General features: G+C 66.0%; 19 protein-coding genes. 5 read left to right on the top strand and 14 right to left on the bottom strand.

Translation table 11 applies throughout. The features are described 5' to 3' along the window. Positions 1 to 4: 4 nt before the first annotated feature. The 7 genes from LVJ94_44120 to LVJ94_44090 form a co-directional block, all read right to left on the bottom strand. Positions 5 to 778: a hypothetical protein gene (locus LVJ94_44120; protein WXB03882.1), complete on the bottom strand. Its 774-nt coding sequence runs from the start codon at positions 776 to 778 to the stop codon at positions 5 to 7. Then, a complete protein-coding gene (locus tag LVJ94_44115; GenBank protein ID WXB03881.1) occupies positions 775 to 1,269 on the bottom strand; it encodes an RNA polymerase sigma factor in 495 nt (164 codons plus the stop codon). The genes LVJ94_44120 and LVJ94_44115 overlap by 4 nt, the downstream gene beginning before the upstream one ends. Before the next feature lie 171 nt (positions 1,270 to 1,440). Then, positions 1,441 to 2,988: a hypothetical protein gene (locus tag LVJ94_44110; protein ID WXB03880.1), complete on the bottom strand. Its 1,548-nt coding sequence runs from the start codon at positions 2,986 to 2,988 to the stop codon at positions 1,441 to 1,443. Between the two features lie 98 nt (positions 2,989 to 3,086). Then, on the bottom strand, positions 3,087 to 3,329 hold the full coding sequence (locus tag LVJ94_44105) for a biopolymer transporter ExbD (protein ID WXB03879.1): 243 nt from the start codon (positions 3,327 to 3,329) through the stop codon (positions 3,087 to 3,089). 2 nt (positions 3,330 to 3,331) lie between these two features. After that, the gene (locus LVJ94_44100; GenBank protein ID WXB03878.1) at positions 3,332 to 3,958 is read right to left on the bottom strand and encodes a MotA/TolQ/ExbB proton channel family protein; all 627 of its coding nucleotides are present in this window, start codon (positions 3,956 to 3,958) and stop codon (positions 3,332 to 3,334) included. Between the two features lie 18 nt (positions 3,959 to 3,976). Next, complete coding sequence (locus LVJ94_44095; protein ID WXB03877.1) at positions 3,977 to 4,810, bottom strand: hypothetical protein; 834 nt, start codon at positions 4,808 to 4,810, stop codon at positions 3,977 to 3,979. 110 nt (positions 4,811 to 4,920) lie between these two features. Next, positions 4,921 to 5,493 (bottom strand): cytochrome P460 family protein, encoded by a 573-nt coding sequence (locus tag LVJ94_44090; GenBank protein WXB03876.1) that lies wholly within the window; start codon positions 5,491 to 5,493, stop codon positions 4,921 to 4,923. Between the two features lie 60 nt (positions 5,494 to 5,553). Here LVJ94_44090 and pgi point away from each other — a divergent pair, with 60 nt between their 5' ends. Next, positions 5,554 to 7,233: a glucose-6-phosphate isomerase gene (gene pgi / locus LVJ94_44085; protein WXB03875.1), complete on the top strand. Its 1,680-nt coding sequence runs from the start codon at positions 5,554 to 5,556 to the stop codon at positions 7,231 to 7,233. An 8-nt stretch (positions 7,234 to 7,241) separates the two neighbouring features. Further along, positions 7,242 to 9,659: a penicillin acylase family protein gene (locus LVJ94_44080; GenBank protein ID WXB03874.1), complete on the top strand. Its 2,418-nt coding sequence runs from the start codon at positions 7,242 to 7,244 to the stop codon at positions 9,657 to 9,659. On the opposite strand, the gene LVJ94_44075 is transcribed toward LVJ94_44080, so the two are convergent. The 4 genes from LVJ94_44075 to LVJ94_44060 form a co-directional block, all read right to left on the bottom strand. Beyond that, entirely contained in the window at positions 9,660 to 11,390 is a 1,731-nt protein-coding gene (locus LVJ94_44075; protein WXB03873.1) for a hypothetical protein, read from the bottom strand. A 16-nt stretch (positions 11,391 to 11,406) separates the two neighbouring features. Continuing rightward, positions 11,407 to 12,843 (bottom strand): hypothetical protein, encoded by a 1,437-nt coding sequence (locus LVJ94_44070; protein ID WXB03872.1) that lies wholly within the window; start codon positions 12,841 to 12,843, stop codon positions 11,407 to 11,409. Between the two features lie 155 nt (positions 12,844 to 12,998). After that, entirely contained in the window at positions 12,999 to 14,024 is a 1,026-nt protein-coding gene (locus LVJ94_44065) for an aldo/keto reductase (protein WXB03871.1), read from the bottom strand. 4 nt (positions 14,025 to 14,028) lie between these two features. Next, entirely contained in the window at positions 14,029 to 15,108 is a 1,080-nt protein-coding gene (locus tag LVJ94_44060) for a YihY/virulence factor BrkB family protein (GenBank protein WXB03870.1), read from the bottom strand. Between the two features lie 312 nt (positions 15,109 to 15,420). Here LVJ94_44060 and LVJ94_44055 point away from each other — a divergent pair, with 312 nt between their 5' ends. Beyond that, entirely contained in the window at positions 15,421 to 15,966 is a 546-nt protein-coding gene (locus LVJ94_44055; GenBank protein WXB03869.1) for an HPF/RaiA family ribosome-associated protein, read from the top strand. A 132-nt stretch (positions 15,967 to 16,098) separates the two neighbouring features. Here LVJ94_44055 and LVJ94_44050 read toward each other — a convergent pair whose 3' ends face one another. Beyond that, positions 16,099 to 17,079, bottom strand: a complete 981-nt coding sequence (locus LVJ94_44050) for an ATP-grasp domain-containing protein (GenBank protein WXB03868.1) — start codon at positions 17,077 to 17,079, stop codon at positions 16,099 to 16,101. Positions 17,080 to 17,100: 21 nt separating this feature from the next. After that, the gene (locus tag LVJ94_44045; GenBank protein WXB03867.1) at positions 17,101 to 17,961 is read right to left on the bottom strand and encodes an alpha/beta hydrolase; all 861 of its coding nucleotides are present in this window, start codon (positions 17,959 to 17,961) and stop codon (positions 17,101 to 17,103) included. A 38-nt stretch (positions 17,962 to 17,999) separates the two neighbouring features. Between LVJ94_44045 and LVJ94_44040 the strand changes: the two genes are divergently transcribed. Continuing rightward, on the top strand, positions 18,000 to 18,356 hold the full coding sequence (locus LVJ94_44040; protein ID WXB03866.1) for a YkgJ family cysteine cluster protein: 357 nt from the start codon (positions 18,000 to 18,002) through the stop codon (positions 18,354 to 18,356). A 55-nt stretch (positions 18,357 to 18,411) separates the two neighbouring features. On the opposite strand, the gene LVJ94_44035 is transcribed toward LVJ94_44040, so the two are convergent. Further along, complete coding sequence (locus LVJ94_44035) at positions 18,412 to 19,053, bottom strand: TetR/AcrR family transcriptional regulator (GenBank protein WXB03865.1); 642 nt, start codon at positions 19,051 to 19,053, stop codon at positions 18,412 to 18,414. Positions 19,054 to 19,152: 99 nt separating this feature from the next. Between LVJ94_44035 and LVJ94_44030 the strand changes: the two genes are divergently transcribed. Continuing rightward, complete coding sequence (locus tag LVJ94_44030; protein WXB03864.1) at positions 19,153 to 19,818, top strand: NIPSNAP family protein; 666 nt, start codon at positions 19,153 to 19,155, stop codon at positions 19,816 to 19,818. Positions 19,819 to 19,864: the final 46 nt, after the last annotated feature.

Below are 19,864 nucleotides of genomic sequence, written 5' to 3'. Positions count from 1 at the left end.
TACGCTACTTCTGCATGGCCTCGATGAGACCGCGTGCCTCTTCCTGGCGGTAGCCGCCGTATTTCCCCTCGGCGAACGGCGTCAGCTCACGCACCGCCTCGTCGCGCCGATCGAGGCGCAGCAGCGCAATGGCGCGGTTGTAGCGCGCTTCCGGGACGAAGCGCCCATGCGGCGATGCGGCGAGGTAGCGGTCCCAAGCTGCCAGTGCGGCCGACCAATTGCGATCCGTGAAGTGGGCGCGGTGGGCGGCCTCGTAGAGTTTCTCCCCCCGCTCGTCGAAAGGGCGGGCGCTCGGCGACGGGGACACGGACGCGTGCGGCTTGGGCGGTGTCGCCGGCATCTCTGCAGGCGCCGTGACGGCGGCTTCGGTGGACGGCGGAGCAGGTGCTTCCTCCGCCACCGACGTCGCCGCGTGCGCCTTGACATCGGTCGCGGGCAAAGGCTGGGGCGCGGGCATCGACGTGGCGGGGGCTTGCACGAACCCGAGCTTCTCACCGAGGGTCTTCATCACCGTGGGCAGCCGGCCGTTGGCCGCGGCCCACGCCGTCGAGGCCACGAGCACCGCGGCGGCGGGGAGCAAGATGTACACGGCCGCCGTTCGTCGCCGCTCTTGCTGGCGCAGCGACATCATCACGCGGCTGCGTGTGGTGGCAGGGTTGATGCGCGCGCCGGCGTTTGGATCGCGCCGGTCGCATTGGTCTCTCAGGGCGCGTGTCGCCATCGACAGGATGTCGTCCGCGCCTCCCTCTGGCTTTTGCCCGGTCTCGTGGAGGCTCATCGGAACCCCTCCCGTTCTAAAATGTCGCGCAGCTTGCGCTTTGCGTGAAACAAGCGCGTACGGACTGTCCCCTCCGGCGCTCCCACGATCATCGCGACCTCCGCGGAGGTCCGCTCGTCCATCTCGCAGAGTACGAAGACGGCACGCTGATCATCGGGCAATTTATCCATCGCACGCGATAATGCGCGTGCAAGCTGCTCGGCGTACGCCCGATCTTCGGCATCGGGCGCCCCGTCCGGTGGGGGGGCGAGCGAAAGACGCTCCATGGCGGCGCGACGGCGGGACGCAGCGCGCACGTGATGACGTGCATGACGCACTGCGATGCCGACGAGAAAGGTGGGGAGAGCCGACTCCCCTCGAAACGACCGAATGGCAGAAGGCAAGGTTACGAACACTTCGTGCACGAGGTCCTCCGCGGCGCTTTCGTCGTGGAGAAGCCGGCGCGCGAAGATTCGTACGCGTTCGTGAAACAACTCGTAGGCGCGCGCCACGGCATCTCGCTCGCCACGTTGAAGGGCTAAAACAAGCTCGTCTTTGTCGACCACGGGACCGGTGATCGGTAAGGGGGAGAATGAATTGAGTAGGAGTTCCTTCACCGGTCCCAAGGTCCTTGCCCCTTGGTGCCCGGCACCGCCGAAAATGTTTCAACTAATTCATGGCGCCTAGAATATCGCCCCTGCGATGACATCGGGGCCTACGAAGTCGTCTTTTTTTCGCTGAGAGTAGACGATGCCCATGCCAGCGAAAAAGGCGAGGCGTTTGGCGATCCTCCAGCCAGCGATCGCGTGGACGAGGCCGCGGTTCTTGTCCTCCTCGTCGTTCTGGCCGGTGCGGAACTGGTTGCCGATCTCGAAATCCATGAGGAAACCAGGTTCGTCCGGTTTGAGGACGTGGACTCCGAAGAGGTTGCTTTGGGCCACGTCGTCGAACCCGGAACCTTCGACGTAGCCGATCGAGACTTGGCCGTACGTCCAGCGGGTATCGAAGCGGACGCCGACGTTGACGTTCAGGTACGTGGAGCTGCCCGCCCACACGATGGGCCGGACGTAGCCGTTCTTGGCGATCTGAATGAGCGAGAAGGAAGGACCATCGAGCTCTTCCGCGATGGTCACGAGGCCGATGTTGACGCCCTTCAACTTCCGGCCGACGTTCACGAGGCCGAGTTGAACGCCGCCGTCGACGTTGCTGGCGATGTTGACGAAGCCGGCCTGCACGCCCTCCACGCTGCGTGCGTAGGTGACCAGGCCCAGTTGCACACCCCGCACGTCGCCGGCCGCGCCGACGAGCGCGACCTGCGCGCCCTCGATGCGCATGGCGCGCGTGGCGCCGATGGCGCCTTGTAGTCCCATCACGGTTTCGCGGGTGGAGGCCCAAGCGCCGGCGATTTGGACGCCCTTCACGTTGCCGCCGGTGTCGGCGACCGCCAGTTGGACCTGCGCACCCTGGACGTCGCAATCGACGTGGGAGGCGAGGCCGATGTCGGCGCCTTGAATGTGGCCCACGTCGCTGTAGAGGAGGTTCAACGCGAGCGGGGTTCGCGTTTTGGGTGCGCGGAAGTTCGTCGCGATGGGCGGGAACACCGAGAAGACGATGGGATGAAAGGGCGCGCTGGCCCGCAGCTTGAGGCAGGGACGCTCGTCACGCGCCTTCGGCGGTTCGGGTTGCGAAGCAGCCTTCTCCTCGGTCTTCGGCACCTCGGTCTTCGGCACCTCGGTCTTCGGCACCTCGGCGGTGCTCGCCGTCTCGGCTCCCTCCGCGGGGCTGGGGAGGGGGAGCGTATTGGGATCACTGCTGCTCGCCGCATCCGTCCCCGGAGCGCCCCGCCTTCGCGCCGCGGCGAGGATCTCCTCGGCCTCGTTGCGCACCAGGTTTCCCGTGAGCAACGCGGAGGCGCGCACCACGCGCGGGCGATCCTCGGGGACACGCACCCGGCGCGAAATCTCGCTCCCTTGGACGGGCCGGTAGCGCACCACCAGCTCTTCGTTCGCCGTCGACAGCGACAAGGTCACCGTGCCGCGCGCGTCGCGAGCCTTCGGATCGTCGGGGGCCACCGCCTCGGTGTGCAGCTCGCGCGCGATGGCGGCTCGCAACTCGCTCGACCACGCCCCCGCGTCCCCCTCCACGATGACGATGACCGGCCGCGCATCCGGCTCGGCCCCGAATGCGCGCACGCCGCACGCGAGCGCAAACGCCGTGGCGAGTACCGCCACAGTTCGTCGAGCCCGCTTCAGTTCATCTTGCCGCTCATTCACGTACGTCAAAGCGGCACGTGTAGGTGATCTCGGTGCCGACAGGAAGCCCCGTGCGATCAATCGGCGAAGTGCACGATCTTTTCCTCGCGCAGAATGTCCATCACCTTCACGACCCGAGCATGCGTGTTGCGCCCATCGGCCGCGACGACCGCCTTGGGAAGGTCGAGCGGGATGCTCTGGGATGCCAGGAAATTCGCGGTCACCATGAGCACGATGAGGAGCACCAGTACGACGTCGACCAGCGGTGTGACGTTGATGCCCGCGAGCGGCCCTTCTTCTCCATGAATCGCGCCGGCCATGATCAGCGCTCCGTCTTCATGTAGGCCAGCACTTCACGGCCCAGCGCATCGGCACGTGCCAGCCGGGAGCCGATGATGCGCTGAAACAAGTTGTAGAACGCAATCGTTGGCAGCGCGACGAGAAGCCCCAGGGCCGTCGCCACGAGCGCCTCGCCCACCTCCGCCATGAGCCGCGGCGAGACCTGGCCGTGCGCCGCATCGAGCGCCTGGAACGCGCGGATGATGCCGATAACCGTGCCCAGCAGCCCCACGAACGGCGCATTGGAGCCGACTGTCGCCAAGAACGACAGATTCCTCTCCATGGAGAGCTTGGCCAACTGCGACGTGCTCGCCATGCGCTCCTCCGCGGCCGCCGCGCCCTTTTCCGCGCACCCCAGCCCTGCAATGAGCACACGGGCCTCGATGGACGACGACGTCTCGAACCGCTCGATGGCCCCCGCAGGATCGCCATTCGAGAGGTACGCGAGAAGGTCCTCCTTCATGGCGCGCACGTCGTCGCGCGACGCCATCAGGCTGATCGCGCGATCCAAAATAATGGCGACCGCCACGATCGACAGCCCGATGAGGACCCACATGACCCATCCCGCACCCGCATGCACGATGATCGAAAGACGATGATCGATTCCCATGACCGTTCCTCTGTGCCATTACCCTTGCGGACGCATGCATAATGCACGCGTCGCGAAATCCATTCCTCCGCGCGAATCGCGAAGGCTGAAATAGAAGTGCACGACCATGCCGCCCGCCGGCGGCGCCACATCGCGCTTGGCCTCCCAAGGCACGGAGAGCGCCTTGTCGATCGCCGGATCGGATCCGTCGAGCACCGAATAGAGCCTTTCGAGCTTGCCCGCGGTGGTGAAGTGCGAAAGCTGCATGGTCTCGCGCCCGCCGTCGAGGGTCTCCCGATTCGACTCGCGCACCACCAGCGCGACCTCGTGCTTCGCATCGTCGGCCACGACGCTGGGGAGCGCGCCCTCGCACACGCCGTCCTCCGCGGTCCACGGTTGGCCGTCCAAGAGAACGTCGGCCGCATCGATACGCGGGTTGCGGTTGCTCCCATTTTTTGCAGTCTGCAGCATCACCGCGTAGTCGACGTTGGTCTTCTCGATGTCGCCCCACACCAGAAGATGCGTGGCGTCCCCCAGGGTCTCCGCGGGCGGCGCGGTGAGCGACACCGTGGGCATCTTCCCCGCGCCGGAGACCTCCGCCAACGATGGGCCGTCACACTGGCTCGTGCGCACGCCGTCGGCGCGGCGGCAGGCGGTGAGGCGCCAAGTCGTCGGGACCGAACCGCCCGGGCTCACCACGAACCAATCGACGTGAAACGCCTCCCCCGGCGCGGGCGATGCGCGCGACGTGTCGCCGTCCACCATGGCTTTGGCCCCCAGGACGCGAGTCTTGTCGATGCGCCACCCTTGGCTGAAATCGTCGTTGCACGCGGCGGTGCTCGCGAGGAGCAGCGCCAAGGCGATGCGCTTCATAGCTCACCTCGTAAGGGAGGGCGCGGCTGCTGCTCCTTACCGCACCGACTCGCCCCTTACGTGCCCGCACTCCGAGCGGGCGTTCAGACTTTTTTACGACGTGTCGCGCTTTATTCCTGAACGCGGAACACGTGGTCGTGCGGCGCGTCGTCGTGGCAACCGACGCAGGCCTCGACACGGCCATTCTGAACCGGCTGCCCGGCCGAGTTCACGACGAGGTACGCCCAATCGCCGTGCTCGGGGTCGAAGCCGCGCTCCATCTTTTCCATCATCATGACGGGGCCGGGTTGGACGCCTTCGCCGGTGCGTTCGAAGTGCTCCTTCACCAGGCGCGCCCCGACGGCCACGTCGCCGCTGTTGGACGTGGCCGCCGCCTTGCCGGCAGGATTGGCGTAAACGTCCACCTCGTAGCGACCTCCAGCGTGTCCGTTGGAGACGAAGCGTGCGCGGTTGATCTTCGTGAGGTTCGTCCGGAAGTCCGACGGGATGCTGCTGGGGCCGCGTGGAGTGCCCGCGTCACGCGCGACCGGTTGCGCGGCGCCCGGCGATGCCGTGGAAACTCCGACGGGCGCGCGCGAGCCGCCGCCACAGGCTTGCAAGGCCAACGTTGCCAAAGGCAAGAGCACCGCCAACGCGGGCGCGGCGATCGAAGAACGGATCGGGCATCGAGCAGAGCGGTTCACGGCTGTTTGGGAGGCTACGGTTGTCGCGCAAGTTACGTCAAGCGACTAGCATCGCCCTCCATGAACGAGCGCCTGACCGAATCCCCCGCTTGGCGCGCACTCGCCGAGCATTCTGCCGAAATTCGCGATGTGACCATCCTCTCGCTCTTCTCCGACGAAAAGCGCTTCGAGCGGCTGTCGCGACGTCACGAGGACCTCCTCCTCGACTTCTCGAAGAACCGGGTCCAGGACAAAACGCTGAAGCTTCTGTTCGCGCTTGCGCGCCAGGCCGACGTCGAAGGTTGGCGCGACCGCATGTTCGCGGGCGAAAAGATCAACGGCACGGAAGGCCGCGCCGTGCTGCACGTGGCCCTGCGCAACCGTTCCAATCGTCCCATCGTGGTGGACGGCAAAGACGTGATGCCCGAGGTCAACGCCGTCCTCGCCAAGATGCGCGGCTTCACCGAGCGCGTTCGAAGTGGGGCGTGGACCGGCTTCACCGGCAAGCGCATCACGGACATCGTCAACATCGGCATCGGCGGCTCGGACCTGGGCCCCGTCATGGTCACCGAGGCGCTGCGCCCGTATTGGCAGCAAGGGCTGAGCACGCACTTCGTCTCCAACGTGGACGGAACGCACCTGGTCGAGACGGTCAAGCCGCTCGATCCCGAGACGACCCTCTTCATCGTGGCGTCGAAGACGTTCACCACGCAAGAGACCCTGATGAACGCCCGCTCGGCGCGCGCGTGGCTGCTCGAACGACTCGGCGGCGACGAGCGCGCGGTGGCCAAGCACTTCGTGGCCGTCTCCACCGCCTCGGCCGAGGTGGCGAAGTTCGGCATCGACACCGAGAACATGTTCCCCTTCTGGGACTGGGTCGGCGGGCGCTATTCGCTCTGGTCGGCCATCGGTCTGTCCATCGCCACGGTCATCGGCATGGATCGCTTCGAGGAGCTCCTCGGCGGCGCGCACGCCATCGACGAGCATTTTCGCACGGCGCCGCTCGAGGAGAACATACCCGCCATTTTGGCCCTGCTCGGTGTTTGGTATTCGAACTTCCACGGCGCACAGACGCACGCCATTTTGCCGTACGACCAATATTTGCACCGCTTTTCGGCCTATTTTCAACAGGGCGACATGGAGAGCAATGGCAAGCGGGTCGACCGGCAGGGGAGGCCGATTACCGATTACACGACGGGGCCCATCGTGTGGGGCGAGCCCGGTACCAATGGGCAGCACGCGTTTTACCAGCTCCTGCATCAGGGAACGCGCCTCGTGCCCATCGACTTTCTCGCGCCGCTGGAGTCGCAGAATCCCATCACGTGGGGCGGCGAGCATCACAAGGTGCTCTTGGCGAACTGCTTTGCCCAGGCCGAGGCGCTGATGCGCGGAAAGACGGAGGAGCAGGCGCGGGCCGAGCTCGAGGCGCGCGGAACGCCGGAGGACAAGATTGCCGCGTTGGCGCCGCACAAGACGTTCCCGGGCAATCGGCCGTCGAACACGATTCTGTTCGAGAAGCTGACCCCGCGCACCCTGGGCAAGCTCGTGGCCATCTACGAGCACAAGATTTTCACGCAGGGCATCGTGTGGAACATCTACAGCTTCGATCAGTGGGGCGTGGAGCTCGGCAAGGAGCTGGCCAAGAAGATCGAGCCCGAACTCGTGCCGGGCAAGGACGATGGGCCAGCGAAGCACGACCCTTCGACGAGTGGGCTCATTAATCATTACCGCGCCTTCCTCGGAGCGCGCACGCGCACGTAACTTCGAGGATGCGATCCCATTGGGCGCCGATCGCCGTGGGGGTGGTGGCGTACGCATCGAGCTGCGATCCGCGGCTCGATGCGGATCCGCTTTCCAGTGATTTCGACCAGCCCGTGGCCGGTGATGCGCTCTCCGCGTACGTCGTGCCCGGGCTGGCCCGGCCCGTCGAGCTGGTGCAAGATCGCTGGGGCGTGCCGCATCTCTTTGCGGAGAGCGCGCCCGACGTGTTTCTCGCGCAGGGCTTCAACGCCGCGCGCGAGCGGCTGTTTCAGATCGATTTGTGGCGGCGGCGCGGGCTGGGCTTGCTGTCGGAGGTGTTCGGGCCGGCGTTCGTGGAGCAAGACACCGCCACGCGGCTGTTCCTGTACCGCGGCGACATGGAGCGCGAGTGGGCGAGCTACGGTCCCGAAGCGCGGATGGCGGCGACGCAGTTCACCTCGGGCATCAATGCGTACGTCGATTGGCTTGCCCAGCATCCGGAGCGGTTGCCGGAGGAGTTTCTCCGCATTGGCTACCGGCCTTCGCATTGGCAGCCGGAGGACGTGGTGCGCATTCGCAGCCACGGGCTCACGCGCAACGTGGGTAGCGAGATTGCGCGCGCCTGGGTCTCGTGCGTGGCCAATCCGCGCACCGACGAGGTGCGCGTTCCCCTCGAGCCGCCGTGGCACACGACGGTGCCCGAGGGGCTCGAGCCGTGCACCATCCCGGACGACGTGCTGCATATGTTCGAGCTGGCGCAGCGCCATGTGACGTTCACGCGGGGCGCGCTCCGCGGAACGGCGCCCGCGCGCGCTCACGAAGAGGGCGACGAGACCACCGAGGGCAGCAACAATTGGGTCATCGCGCCCGCGCGCACGAGCACCGGGCGGCCCATTTTGGCCAACGATCCGCACCGCGGCTACGGGGCGCCGTCGCTTCGCTACCTCGTGCACCTCTCCGCGCCGGGGCTCGATGTGGTGGGCGCCGGCGAGCCCGCGCAACCGGGCATCTCCATCGGTCACAATGGCACGGTGGCCTTCGGGCTCACGATTTTCCCCATCGACCAAGAGGACCTGTACGTCTACGACCTGGACCCGAAGGATCCGGGACGGTATCGCTACGGTGACGGCTGGGAGCCGTTTCGCCGGCTCACCGAGCCCGTGCCCATCGCGGGCACGTCACCCAAGTCGGTGGAGCTCGTGTTCACGCGGCACGGCCCGGTGCTCAAGATGGATCCCGCGCACCACAAGGCCTACGCGCTGCGCACGGCGTGGCTCGAGCCGGGGATGGCGCCGTATTACGGGAGCCTGCGCTTGATGCGCGCGCACGACTTCGCCGAGTTCAAGGCGGCGATGCGCAATTGGGGCGCGCCCACGGAGAATCAGGTGTACGCGGACACGCAGGGCCACATCGGGTGGGTTCCCGGCGGGCTCGCGCCCAAGCGCCGAGGGTACGACGGCTTGATGCCGGTGCCCGGCGATGGTCGCTACGAGTGGACGGGCTTCTACGACGGCGACGATCTGCCGAGCGCGTACGATCCGCCCGAGGGCTTTCTCGCCACGGCGAACCAGATGAACCTTCCGCCCGATTTTCCCTACAAAGAGAAGAAGCTCGGCTTCGAGTGGTCCCATCCCTCGCGCTACGAGCGCATCGTCTCGGTGCTGTCGGCCACGCCGCACGCGTCGATCGACGATTCGGTGCGCCTGCAGTTCGACCAACTGTCGCCGGAGGCCGTGCGCCTCGTGGCGCTGTTGAAACGGCTGCCGCACGTGCTCGCGGGGCATCCCGCGGCGGACATGCTGCGGGCGTGGGACGGCGTCGAGCACGTCGACTCGGGTGCGGCGGCGCTGTTCGAGGTGTGGCGTACGCGTCACCTCGGGCCCGCGTTCGTGCCGGTGGCGACGCCCGCGATGGCGAGCCGCGTGGGGCAGCCGGACACGCGCGTGCTCGTCGAGACCCTGGAGCATCCGGAGCCGTCGTTCGGCGTCCGCGTGCGCGATGGGCTGCTGGAGAACACGCTGCGCGAGGCGTACGCCGACACGATGAAGCTTCTCGGTTCGAACCCCGCCGGGTGGACGTGGGGGCATCTGCAGCATGCACGGTTTCGCCACCCGCTGGAGCCGGCGGTGTCGGAGGCGACGCGACGCCGGTTGACCGTGGGCGATCTGCCGCGCGGTGGCTCCGAGCTCTCCGTGAACGCGTCGCTCTTCTCGACCGGAACCTTCGAATCGCTGAGCGGGGCCTCCGTGCGCATCGTGCTCGACGTGGGCAACTGGGACGCGTCGCGCGCGATCAACACGCCGGGCCAATCCGGCCAGCCGTCGAGCGTGCACTACCGCGACTTGGCCGATGCCTGGAGCAAGGGCGAGACGTTTCCGCTGCTCTACAGCCGCCCCGCGATCGAGCAGAACGCGGAGCGGCGGATCATGCTGCTGCCGAAGTCGTAGCTACGAGCGCATGCTGAAGATCAAGACCGCGACCACGATCAGAATGACGCCCATGACCAGCCAGAGCAGGAGCTTGCGTGCATCCTGCACCGCGCGGGCCTGCGCCTCCTCCATCTCGCGGCGGCGCCGCTGCGAGGGCTGGGTCATGGGCTCGGGCTCGACCTCGTAGCGGCCACTCCGCGGCGATGCGGCCGCGAAGATCGGGCTCTCGGGCGCCTCGCGCACCACCGGTTGCGGAGGTGCCGCGAACAAAGGCTGCGGTGCCGGCGGCGGTGTCTCCAGCACGGGCGGCACGGCGGGGGTCAGATTGTCCTCCGACGTCGGGTCCGCGTGCGTCACGGGGAGGCTGTCGGCCGCGGCCGGGATGGAAATGCGCTCTTCCAGATCGTCGGGCGGGATCGACTCCGGCACCGTGAGCAGTTCCGGCGCCTCGAAGGGCGGCGGTGGCTCGAACACGGGCGGTGGTGGCGGCGGTTGCTCGACCGGCAGTGGCGGGGGTGCCGCTTCCACCACCGGGGGCTTCTTTTCCAAGGTCGGTCGCGGCAAGATCGGACGCCCGAGCGGGACGGGTGCTGGCCGCGGGCGAACCACCGGCGACACCGTGCCGGCTGCTGGCGACGCCGCGGGCGACGCCGTAACCGCGGGCGACGCCGTGACGACGGGCGATGCGGCGGCTACGGCAGGCGCTGGGCTCGCCGTCGGCACGTTCGCACTCGCCGCAGCAGGACGCGGCGTCGGGGCACGGGTCGGAATCACGCGGCCTCCGCCATTTCCGCTCGGTGGGCCGGCACTCTCCGTCGGTGCCTGCGCCGCGCCTGCCCCAGGAATGCGCACCGTGTTGGCGCGCTGGGGTGCAAGCGTGATCTCGCGGTTGGGCGCGCCCGCCACCAGCCAGCGCTCGCGCGCCGAAAGCTGCGTGTGCGTCGATCCGAAGTTCACCGTGATGACGGATTCCTTCTCGCGCCGCGCTTCGCCGAACAGCGGCACCGTCACCACATCGCTATGTTTGGTCGACGACAGCCGGCTCGCGAGCACGCGCGCCAAGGTCTCGAACTGGGCCGAGGTTCCCACGAGCGTCGATGCTTCGCGTTCGAACGATTCCAGATCACAATCTTCGGTTCCGCGGCCATCTGTGCAGAGACGCGGGAGGGCGGCCGCGAGCTCGACCGCGCCCTCGCTGATATCGCCCTTGGAGACATCCAGCAGAATGCGATCGATCACCCCTTCGAGCAGCGAATCGAGATCGGCGCCGTCGCCGGCCGCCTCGAGCGCCGGGGACACCATCTCGATGAGGTCCCCCTCGATGCGGACGGCCGGGCTCTGCCCGCCTTCGGCCAGGTAGTAGAAGCCGCCCGAAATCTTGTCGAAGCCGACGGTATGAACGCGTACACCTTTTTCCACCAGCTTCTCGACCAGGTTGCGCGACACCGCGATGAACGGGCTCTCGCGCGAGGCGCGGCTGGCCAGTGGCATGCGCGCGGGGGCGACCTGCTCCTGCGGCAAGGTGGCCCCGAGGTCTTTGCGCAGGCCTTCGCCGAACGCACTGCGCCGGATGACCGAGACCTCACGCGTCCACTGCCGGATGCCGCGTGGCCTCATCCACCCTGCCGAGGCACCGAGGTGAACCACGTGCAACGGCGGCGTTGCTTCGGGAGCATCCTCTTTTTGGCGGCGGGCCGTGGATGATCCGATGTAGATCACGCCAGGAACCGCAAGCTCGAAGTCGGCCATATCGGCTAAGAAGCTATCACGGCTTACGCGCGGTCGGGCCGCGTTTCTCTGCGTTCAAAGTTGGGCGTGGCAAGCCGCGCACCTCCGGCCTTACCCCGCCGAAGACGGCCGACCGTGCGGCACCCCACGTGTAACCGTAGTCCTGGCCGGGATTCCACATCAGCCAACCGAGCGCACCCGCACTTTGCCCCGAGCGCATTTCCTCGGTCAAATACGCGGGCGAAAACGAGGGTGACTTGTAGTTCACCGCCTGCACCCAGGGCCGGATCGCGGCGCCGCCTTTCACGCCGTGCGCAGCAATCAGCTCGCGGATCGACTTGGTCCCCATGCCCACGATCTCGGGATGATCCCCCGGTTCGTCCCATCCGTTGAACCCTTTCGCGTAGTGCGACGGGTAGACCATGGGCGAGAGCGCTTCGCACTCGGTGGCGAGCATCGCCGGATCTTGCCCCAGTGCATCGATGTCCTGGCGATGTCCGAAGGCGACCACACCGAAGATGTCGAGCGACAACGGGACGCCGCGCGCTTGCGTGACCTTGTGCACGCGCCGCACGAAGTCGCGGATGACCACGGTCTGGGTCAGATCGCGCTGTTTGAGTTTGAAGTCGGCATTTTTGATCCCGAGCACCGGGTAGCGCACGTAGTCGAGCTGAATCTCGTCGGCACCCGCCTCCAGGGCCTCGCCCACGAGATCGACGATGTAGGCCTGGGCCTCCTCGTTCGACGGATCGAGCCACCCAATCGGGTACGCGCGCCCCGCCTTCGACTGCACGGACATGGCCGGCCGTGCCTTGGCCATGAGCTCGTCGTCGAAGCAGCTCACACGCATGATGACCCGCACCCCGCGGTCATGCGCAAACCGAATCGTGCGCGCCAGGTCGGCGATGGGCGGGTGCTTCACCGCGCCTGCCTCGTTGGCCAACGCCACGCGCGACGGGTAGGTGAGCACGCCGTCGTAGTCCTTCGTATCGAGCACGATGGCGTTGACCCCGTTGGGGAGCATCCGGTCCAGAATGCGCGTGTACGACGCGCGCCCCGCCGTGTCGCCGCGCATGTACAGGCCGCGTACCGGCTCGGTGGAGCGCGGCAGCGGCGCACCCGCCGCGCGCGGGGGGACATTCACGATGCGCGGGATGGTGAGCTTCGTGCCCGCGGCGAGAGGCTTTCGCCCCGTCTCGTTTTCACGCCGGATGGCCGTGGCGAGATCGTCGCGAAGGTACACGTTGGTCAGATCCATGTACGCGTCGGCGACGCTCTCGAGGGTGTCGCCCGGCCGCACCGTATGGACGACCTCGACGGGCGCATCGATCCGGTCGACCAGGCTCCCGCCCGCGGGAATCCGGGGTTTGAGCCACGCCGCAAGCTCCTCGCGCGGGGTGGTTTCCGCGCGGGAGGGGGCGGCGGACCCGAGGGTCAGAAGAAGCGCCAGCCCCCCGGCGGCAATTTTTCGCATGGGGCGTATTGCATCAACCCCGCGCGCTCAGGTGCAACTTCTCTGCAGTCCCTGCCCGTGCCCGTGCCCGTGCCCATGCCCGATCGGCCACGTGCACGTATCCGGGCAGAGGAGCAGGGGCACGGGCACGGGCACGTTCGGTGGGGGGCGGCGCGTTACCAGCGGCCCTGGATGTTCTTGATGAAGTCGTACGGGTAGCCCATCTCGAAGGTGCTGGCCTCGTCGAGGCGCTTCACCGCTTCGGCGGGCAGCGCCAGGGCGGCGGCCTTGAGGTTGTCGTCGACCTGCTGCAGCGTGCGCGCGCCGAAGATGACCGAGGCGACCGTCGGCTTCTTCAAGAGCCACGCGAGCGACACCTGCGATGGCGTCGCCCCGAGCTCGGCCGCGATGGTCTTCACGGCGGCCAAAATGCGCCAGTTGCGCTCCTTATCGAAGGTTTGCCAGCGCTCCTTCCACTTCGTGAAGCGCGTGCCCTGCGGCATCGGTTGCGACTTGTCGTACTTGCCGCTCAAGAAGCCGGCGGCCAGAGGTGACCAGGGCAAAATGCCCAGGCCGAATTTTTGACAGAGCGGCACGTGCTCCCGCTCCAGATCGCGCACCAGCAGCGAGTATTGCGCCTGCAAGGAAATGAAGCGCTCCAAACGCGACAGCTCGCTGACGAAGAGGCTCTCCGTGAGGCGGTACGCGGCGTAGTTGCTCGCGCCGATGTAGAGCACCTTGCCCTGGCGCACCAAGTCGTCGAGGGCGCGGAGCGTCTCCTCCTCGGGCGTGTCCACGTCCTGCATGTGGATCTGGTAGAGATCGATGCGATCGGTGCCCAGCCTGCGCAGGCTCGCTTCGACGGTGCGCAAAATGCGGTAGCGCGAGGCGCCGGTTCCGTTGGGGCCATCCCAGGTGCGGAATCGGAACTTGGTGGCGAGCACCACCTGATTGCGCTTCTTTTCCCGAGCGATCCACTTGCCGACGACCCGCTCGGACAAGCCGTCTTGCCCGTAGACGTCGGCCACGTCGAAGAAGTTGATCCCGTTCTCCAGCGAGCGGTTCATGATCGCGTTCGACGTCTCTTCGTTGGCACCGACCTCGTACATGAACGATTTGTCGTCGGCCTCGCCGAACGTCATGCAGCCGAGGCAAAGGGTCGATACCTTGAGTCCGCTCTTCCCCAGAGTCCGATAGTCCATGAATTTAGCGCTCCTTGCGTGGTACCCCGCGTGGCCCAGGACCCGCGTGCGGGGCCGTCTTCGAGCGGATCCCTTCGAGCTGAGCGTTGACCTCGGCTCCGATCACCAGGGCCAGGCTGGTGAGATAGAGCCATAGCAAGGTGGTGGCCATGGTGGCCACACCGCCATAGTAAAGGGCGTAGTTCGCCAGCGTTTTCACGTACGCCGAGAAGGCCCACGACGCGAGGCTCCACAAGATGAAGGCCACCACGGTGCCGGACCACACGTGCCGTTTGACGGCCGGCGGGTGCACGATGGCGATGCGGTAAAACGCCGCCAACCCGAAGAACGAGAACACGACGAAGAGGAGCACGACCCCCTGGGCCTGCCAGCCCTGTTCGAGCCACTCGCGTGCGAAGCGCACCACCTTGGGCAAGCGCTCCGCCGTGGGACCGGCGCCCAGCGCGGCGAGGATGCCGCTGCCCTTGAGCAGGATCCACGTGGCGACGGTGACGCCGACGAAGATCATGAGCACCCACGCGATGGCGATGAAGCGCTTTTGCCACCAGGAGCGGCGCTGCGCGACCGCGAGGGTCTCGAAGATGTCCATCAGGTTGTGAAACCCGTTGGACGTGAGCCACAAAAACGCGAGCAAGGTGAAGGGGGCGACCGACGACATGGTCGATGCCGAGGCGGCGATGTCGACCAGTTCGCCGCGCAGAAGGTCCGCCGCAATCGACGGCATGATGCGGTACAGCGGGGCGAGGAAGGCCTCGGAGCCCTCCGTCCGCACGAGTTGTCCGACGATCATCCCGCAGGAGACGAGCAGCGGGATGATACCGAGGAAAAAGTAGAAGGCCATCGCCGCGGCGTGGTCGAGCGCGCGGTGCTTGTACAAGCCGCGCAGGATGTTGCGTACGAGCTTCTTCGTGCGCGAAAACCACGAGCCGTGAAGCCAGATCTGCTGGCTGACCGGTGACGGTGTGGATACCGGTGCCTCGAGGACATCGGCTTTCAGTGCCGGCCGGATGGCGCTCACCAAGGGAACGCGCTCTTGATCGAGCGGTTCCAGAGGCTTGCTGGGCGCGTCGGAACGTTGCGGCACGGGTCGATAATCATATCCGAAGGCCTTCGCGCCCCATTGCTCAAAACGGCATAAAAATGCCGATTCGGGCCAAAATCCGTCTGTTTGTGATTCAAAACGACCATGCCAAAGGTATTGGCCCGCCTTCCCGACGCGCGCCCCTTATGTGGGACAGGGCGTGACCATCTCGCCACACGCGTGGCGTCACGGCTAAAGCGGGGTGGTTTCGACGCGCCCGTGATGGGCTATTTCTCCCATACGGCACAAGACGTGCGAAGCTTGGAGTTGCGAGGAATATTGCTCGCGTTTCGAACATCCTACGGAGGAGCCTTCATGATCCTACCGTGTCAGATCACGTTTCGCGATTTCTCACCGTCACCGGCCTTGGCCGAATTGATTCAAAAGAAAGCCGATAAACTCGATCATCTGTTCGATCACATCGTCGGTTGTCGTGTGGTCGTCGAAGCTCCGCACCGGCATCATCACAACGGGCGGCATTACCACATACGAATCGACATCACCGTTCCCAACGGCGAACTCGTCATCGGTCGCGACCCACCTGAGAAGGCGGCGCACCAGGACGCGCACGCGGCGATCGAAGATGCCTTCGACGACGCCGAGCGCGTACTGCACGAGCACGCTCGCAAGGTGCGTCGCGAGGTGAAACGCCACGACGGCGTCAGCCGTGCTCGCGTGAAGAAGCTGTTCACCGAACAAGGCTATGGCTTCCTCGAAACGCGGGACGGTCGCGAGATCTATTTTCATCGAAATAGCGTCTTGCATAACCGGTTCGGCAAATTGCATATCGGTGACGAGGTCAAATATGCCGAAGAGGACGGCGACAAGGGCCCTCAAGCGAGCACGGTCGATCCTCGATAACGGCTAGAAGCAGATTCACAGGAAGACGGGAAGACGGGAAGTTTTTTGGGTTGGGTTCCCAATGAGCCCACTGGGGCGACGGGAATCTAGAAATCTTCCCGTCTTCCTGTTCAAATCCCCATTCTTCTAGCCTCAATACGGCCGCCGAAATCGCGCCAGCGCCAGCTTGGCAATGGCGTTCACCAGGTTCGCGTAGCGGATGCCGGCGGCTTGGGCGGCGGTGGCGAATTCGGACGATTTTTCGAGGTAGCAGCTCGCGTTGACCTCGATGACGTAGACTTCGCCGCCCGGTGTGAGGCGCAGGTCGATGCGGCCGTAGTCGCGCACCCGCAGGGCGCGGTACGCGTCGATCGCGACGCGTTGGAGTTGCAACTTGGTCTCGTTGGGGATCTCGGCGATCTTCGAGCGGGTGCCTTTGTATTCGGGGCTGGACTTGACCCATTTGGCGCGCCGGCCGAGGACGCGCGGCATGCCTGCGGGCAGGCCGGAGAAGTCCATTTCGATGGGCGGCAGCGCAATGGGTTTTCGGTTTCCCAAGACGCCGACGTAAAATTCGCGGCCTTCGATGTACTCTTCGACGAGGGCGGCGTCCTTCACCTTTTCGTGGATCGCCACGATGCGCTTCATCATTTGCGTGGCGCTGCGCACGAGCGAATTGGACTCGATGCCGATGGAGGCATCCATGCGCAGCGGCTTCACGATGAGCGGCATGCGCAGGCGGCCGCTCGTATCGGGGTAGTTGTCCTTGCGGAAAACGGCATAGTTTGGAAACGGTACCCCGTGAAAGGCGAGCAGCTCTTTGGTGAGCGCCTTGTCCTGCTGCAGGTAAAACTCGCCGGGGCCGCCCCCGGTGTGGCGGAGGCTCAGGAGCTGCAGCGCGCCCGCCACCCCGATTTCGCCGAAGAGATTTCCGCCGAAGGCCTCCATCAGGTTGAACACGAGGGTCGGGCGCTGTTCGCGCAGGCCTTCCACGAGGGTGACGATGTCGCCGTGCACGGCGAAGACTTTGACCGTGTGCTTCTCCGCCCTCAGCGCATTGGCCACTTGATCGGCGACGGGGTCGTACGAGGTGTCGCCTTGCTTTTCCAAATACGTGAGGACGGTGATGCGCATCGCGGCCCCCTCTCGACGTCGCTAGTGCGAGGATGCCGCGAGGAGCTCGAAGAGCTCGTCCGGTGCATCGACGTGCACCCAATGGCTGGCTCCGGCGATGATGTGCACGTCGACCCGGCCCGGGCTCTGGCGTGCCGCACGCTCGGCGCGCTGGCGGTCGGCCTCGTCGAGCACCTTGGAGCGCCCGCCGATGATCAGCTCGATCGAGATGGTGCCCGGCGGATTCTCCACCACCGGCCAGAGGTCTTGCTCGAAGTAGTCGCCCAGCAGCGCGCCGATGGCGTCGAGGTCGAGGCGAAAGCGGTACCCTCCTCCGGGGATCGAGTCCACGTTCATCGCGAGCCACTGGACCATGCCCGCATCGAGGCCGCCCGCGGCCAGCGCGTCGTTGAAGGCTTGGCGCGATTCGAACCGGGGTGGGAGCGTCCGAAGGAGCTGGTAGACGCGAACCGTGGACTCGGAGCCGGCGGCGTTGGGCCGTGCGCCGGGCGTGGAGTCGATGATCCATGCGCGGTCGAGCTCACCGCGTTTGTCGGCCACGTATTGCAGCGCCACCTTGCCGCCGAAGCTATGCCCAACCACGCCGCACACGGTCCCGCCGCGTGCGGTGACCTCCGCTTCGAGCGCGACCAGATCCTTCGCGGCCGATTCGATGGTGTGCGGCGGCTCGAAACCTTGCGAGCGCCCATGCATGCGAAGATCGACGAGCACGAGCCCGAGGTGCGGTCGCGCTTGCACCCACCGTCGCGCCAGGGTTCGAAAGTTGTTTCCGCTGCCAAGGATGCCGTGAAGAAAGAAGATCCAGCGGGTCGGCGTATGCCCGGGCTCCGTGACGAAAGCATGGGCCAGGCTGGGCGAAGAAGTGGAGAGGTCGAGTCCCATTTTGCCGAGCAGAGTACACTAGCATTACATTGAAAAGCGTGAGCTCCCGCCTGCCCGTGATCCCGAGCAGCTTGCCATGCTTCCCGTGCCCGCACGATTCCATCTGCTGCTCGTGGGGCACGTCGCTCAACGCGAAGGAGGCCGAAACGCTCAAGTCGCTCTACGGCGACGACGCCATCGTGTGGGACGACGAAGAGAACGAATGGCGCACCCGCGTCGATGGCGACCGCTGCATGTTCCTCAAGAGCAATGCGTGCAGTCTGCACGATCGCCCCGAGTACCCTTCCGTGTGCCGCTGCTTTCCGTGGAGCGATCCCGAGACGGGCGGGCCGTACCAATACGACTTGTCGATCTGCCCAGAACTGCCGCAGGACGAGGAGCCCGCGGAGAGTTAGAAGAAAGAGGTTTGGACAGGGAGATCGGGAGATCGGGAGTTTTTGAGAAAAAAATTCACTGCTCCCGATCTCTCGATCTCCCTGTCAATTTTCCGGCTGCTGCCGCGCTTTTGCCACGTGGGGCGAGGCTGGGGGTTAGTTGCTCGATGCAGGTTTGCAGGGGGGCTGGGCTCTGTTCGGCTTTGGCGAGGGCCATGGCGCCGGAGTAGGCGGAGATGACGAAGGTCGCGAGGCCATCGGGGTCGCCGGCGACTTTGTCGGCTCGGAATTTCTCGGCGAGGGCGGTGCGCCAGGTGTCGTAGACCGCTTGCACGGCGGCGCGGAGTTGCGGGTCGGCGAGGGAGAGCTCGAGGCCGAGGTTGGCCAGGGGGCATCCGCGCACCGCACCGCGTTCGGTGAGCTCGGTGATGATGCTCGCGAACACCGCGGCGATGCCGTCGGTGGCGCGACGCGCCCGTTGGACCGGGGCGATCCACGTCGCTTCGACGGCGGCGGCGACCCGTTCGCGGATGACGGCCAGCGCCAGGTCCTTCTTCGTGGGGAAGTGATGGTAGAGCGCACCGCCGCTCATCTCGGCGGCCTTCATGACGTCGTGCATGCTCGTGGCGTGGTAGCCGCGCGCCTGAAAGGCCTCCGCGGCCGCATCCAGAACGCGGTTTCGCATCCCCTCGGGGTCGTTCATACGCAGGCGGCCCATCGCCCGATGCAGCTTAACCGCTGCCGAGGCCATTGACAAACCGGACGACCCGTCCGTATTTAAAACCGGACACCCGGTCTGTTTTGAGGAGGCCCGACCATGGCAACGTTTTCCCCCTTCGTCGAACTGCGGCAGTACACCCTTCGTCCCGGCACGCGCGACACGATGATCGAGCTCTTCGATCGCGAATTCGTCGAGACGCAGGAGGCCGTGGGCATGAAAATCATCGGCCAATTCCGCGATCTGGGCGACCCCAATCGCTTCGTCTGGCTCCGCGGTTTTCGCGATCTCGACGCGCGCGCCCATTCGCTCAGAGCCTTTTACGAGGAAGGCCTCGCCTGGAAGACGCACCGCGAGTCTGCACGCGCCACCATGGTCGACACGAACGACGCCCTTCTCTTGCACCCCGCCCGGACCAACTCCGGCTTCGCCCTGGAAGGCGCGTCGCGCTCCTCGACCGCCCCCAAGAGCTTGGTGACCGCCACCCTCCATTCCTTCGCAGGCCCGCCCGGTGAAGACCAAACGGCGTACTTCGAGCGAAACCTCAAACCCGTCCTCACCGCCGCCGGCGCCACGATCCTGGCCTATTTCGTCACCGATCCAAGCCCCAACACCTACCCCCGCCTCCCCCTTCGCGAAGGCGAACACGCCTTCGTATGGTTCGCGCACTACGCGGATCACGCTGCAGCCCTCCCGCCATTGCCCACCTGGGGCCGTACCCAAGTCCTGCGCCTCGCCCCAACGGCACGCTCGCTGTTGCGGTGAGGCGTATCGCGTCAAAGGCCTGCGGCTCTTTACCCCATCGCCGCAG

It is taken from the genome of Sorangiineae bacterium MSr11367 (assembly GCA_037157805.1).
In the GTDB taxonomy this organism is placed as follows: Bacteria; Myxococcota_A; Polyangia; order Polyangiales; family Polyangiaceae; genus Pendulispora; species Pendulispora rubella.
Note: the sequence above shows the minus strand (reverse complement) of the source record. Positions and strands in the feature narration are given on the sequence as shown.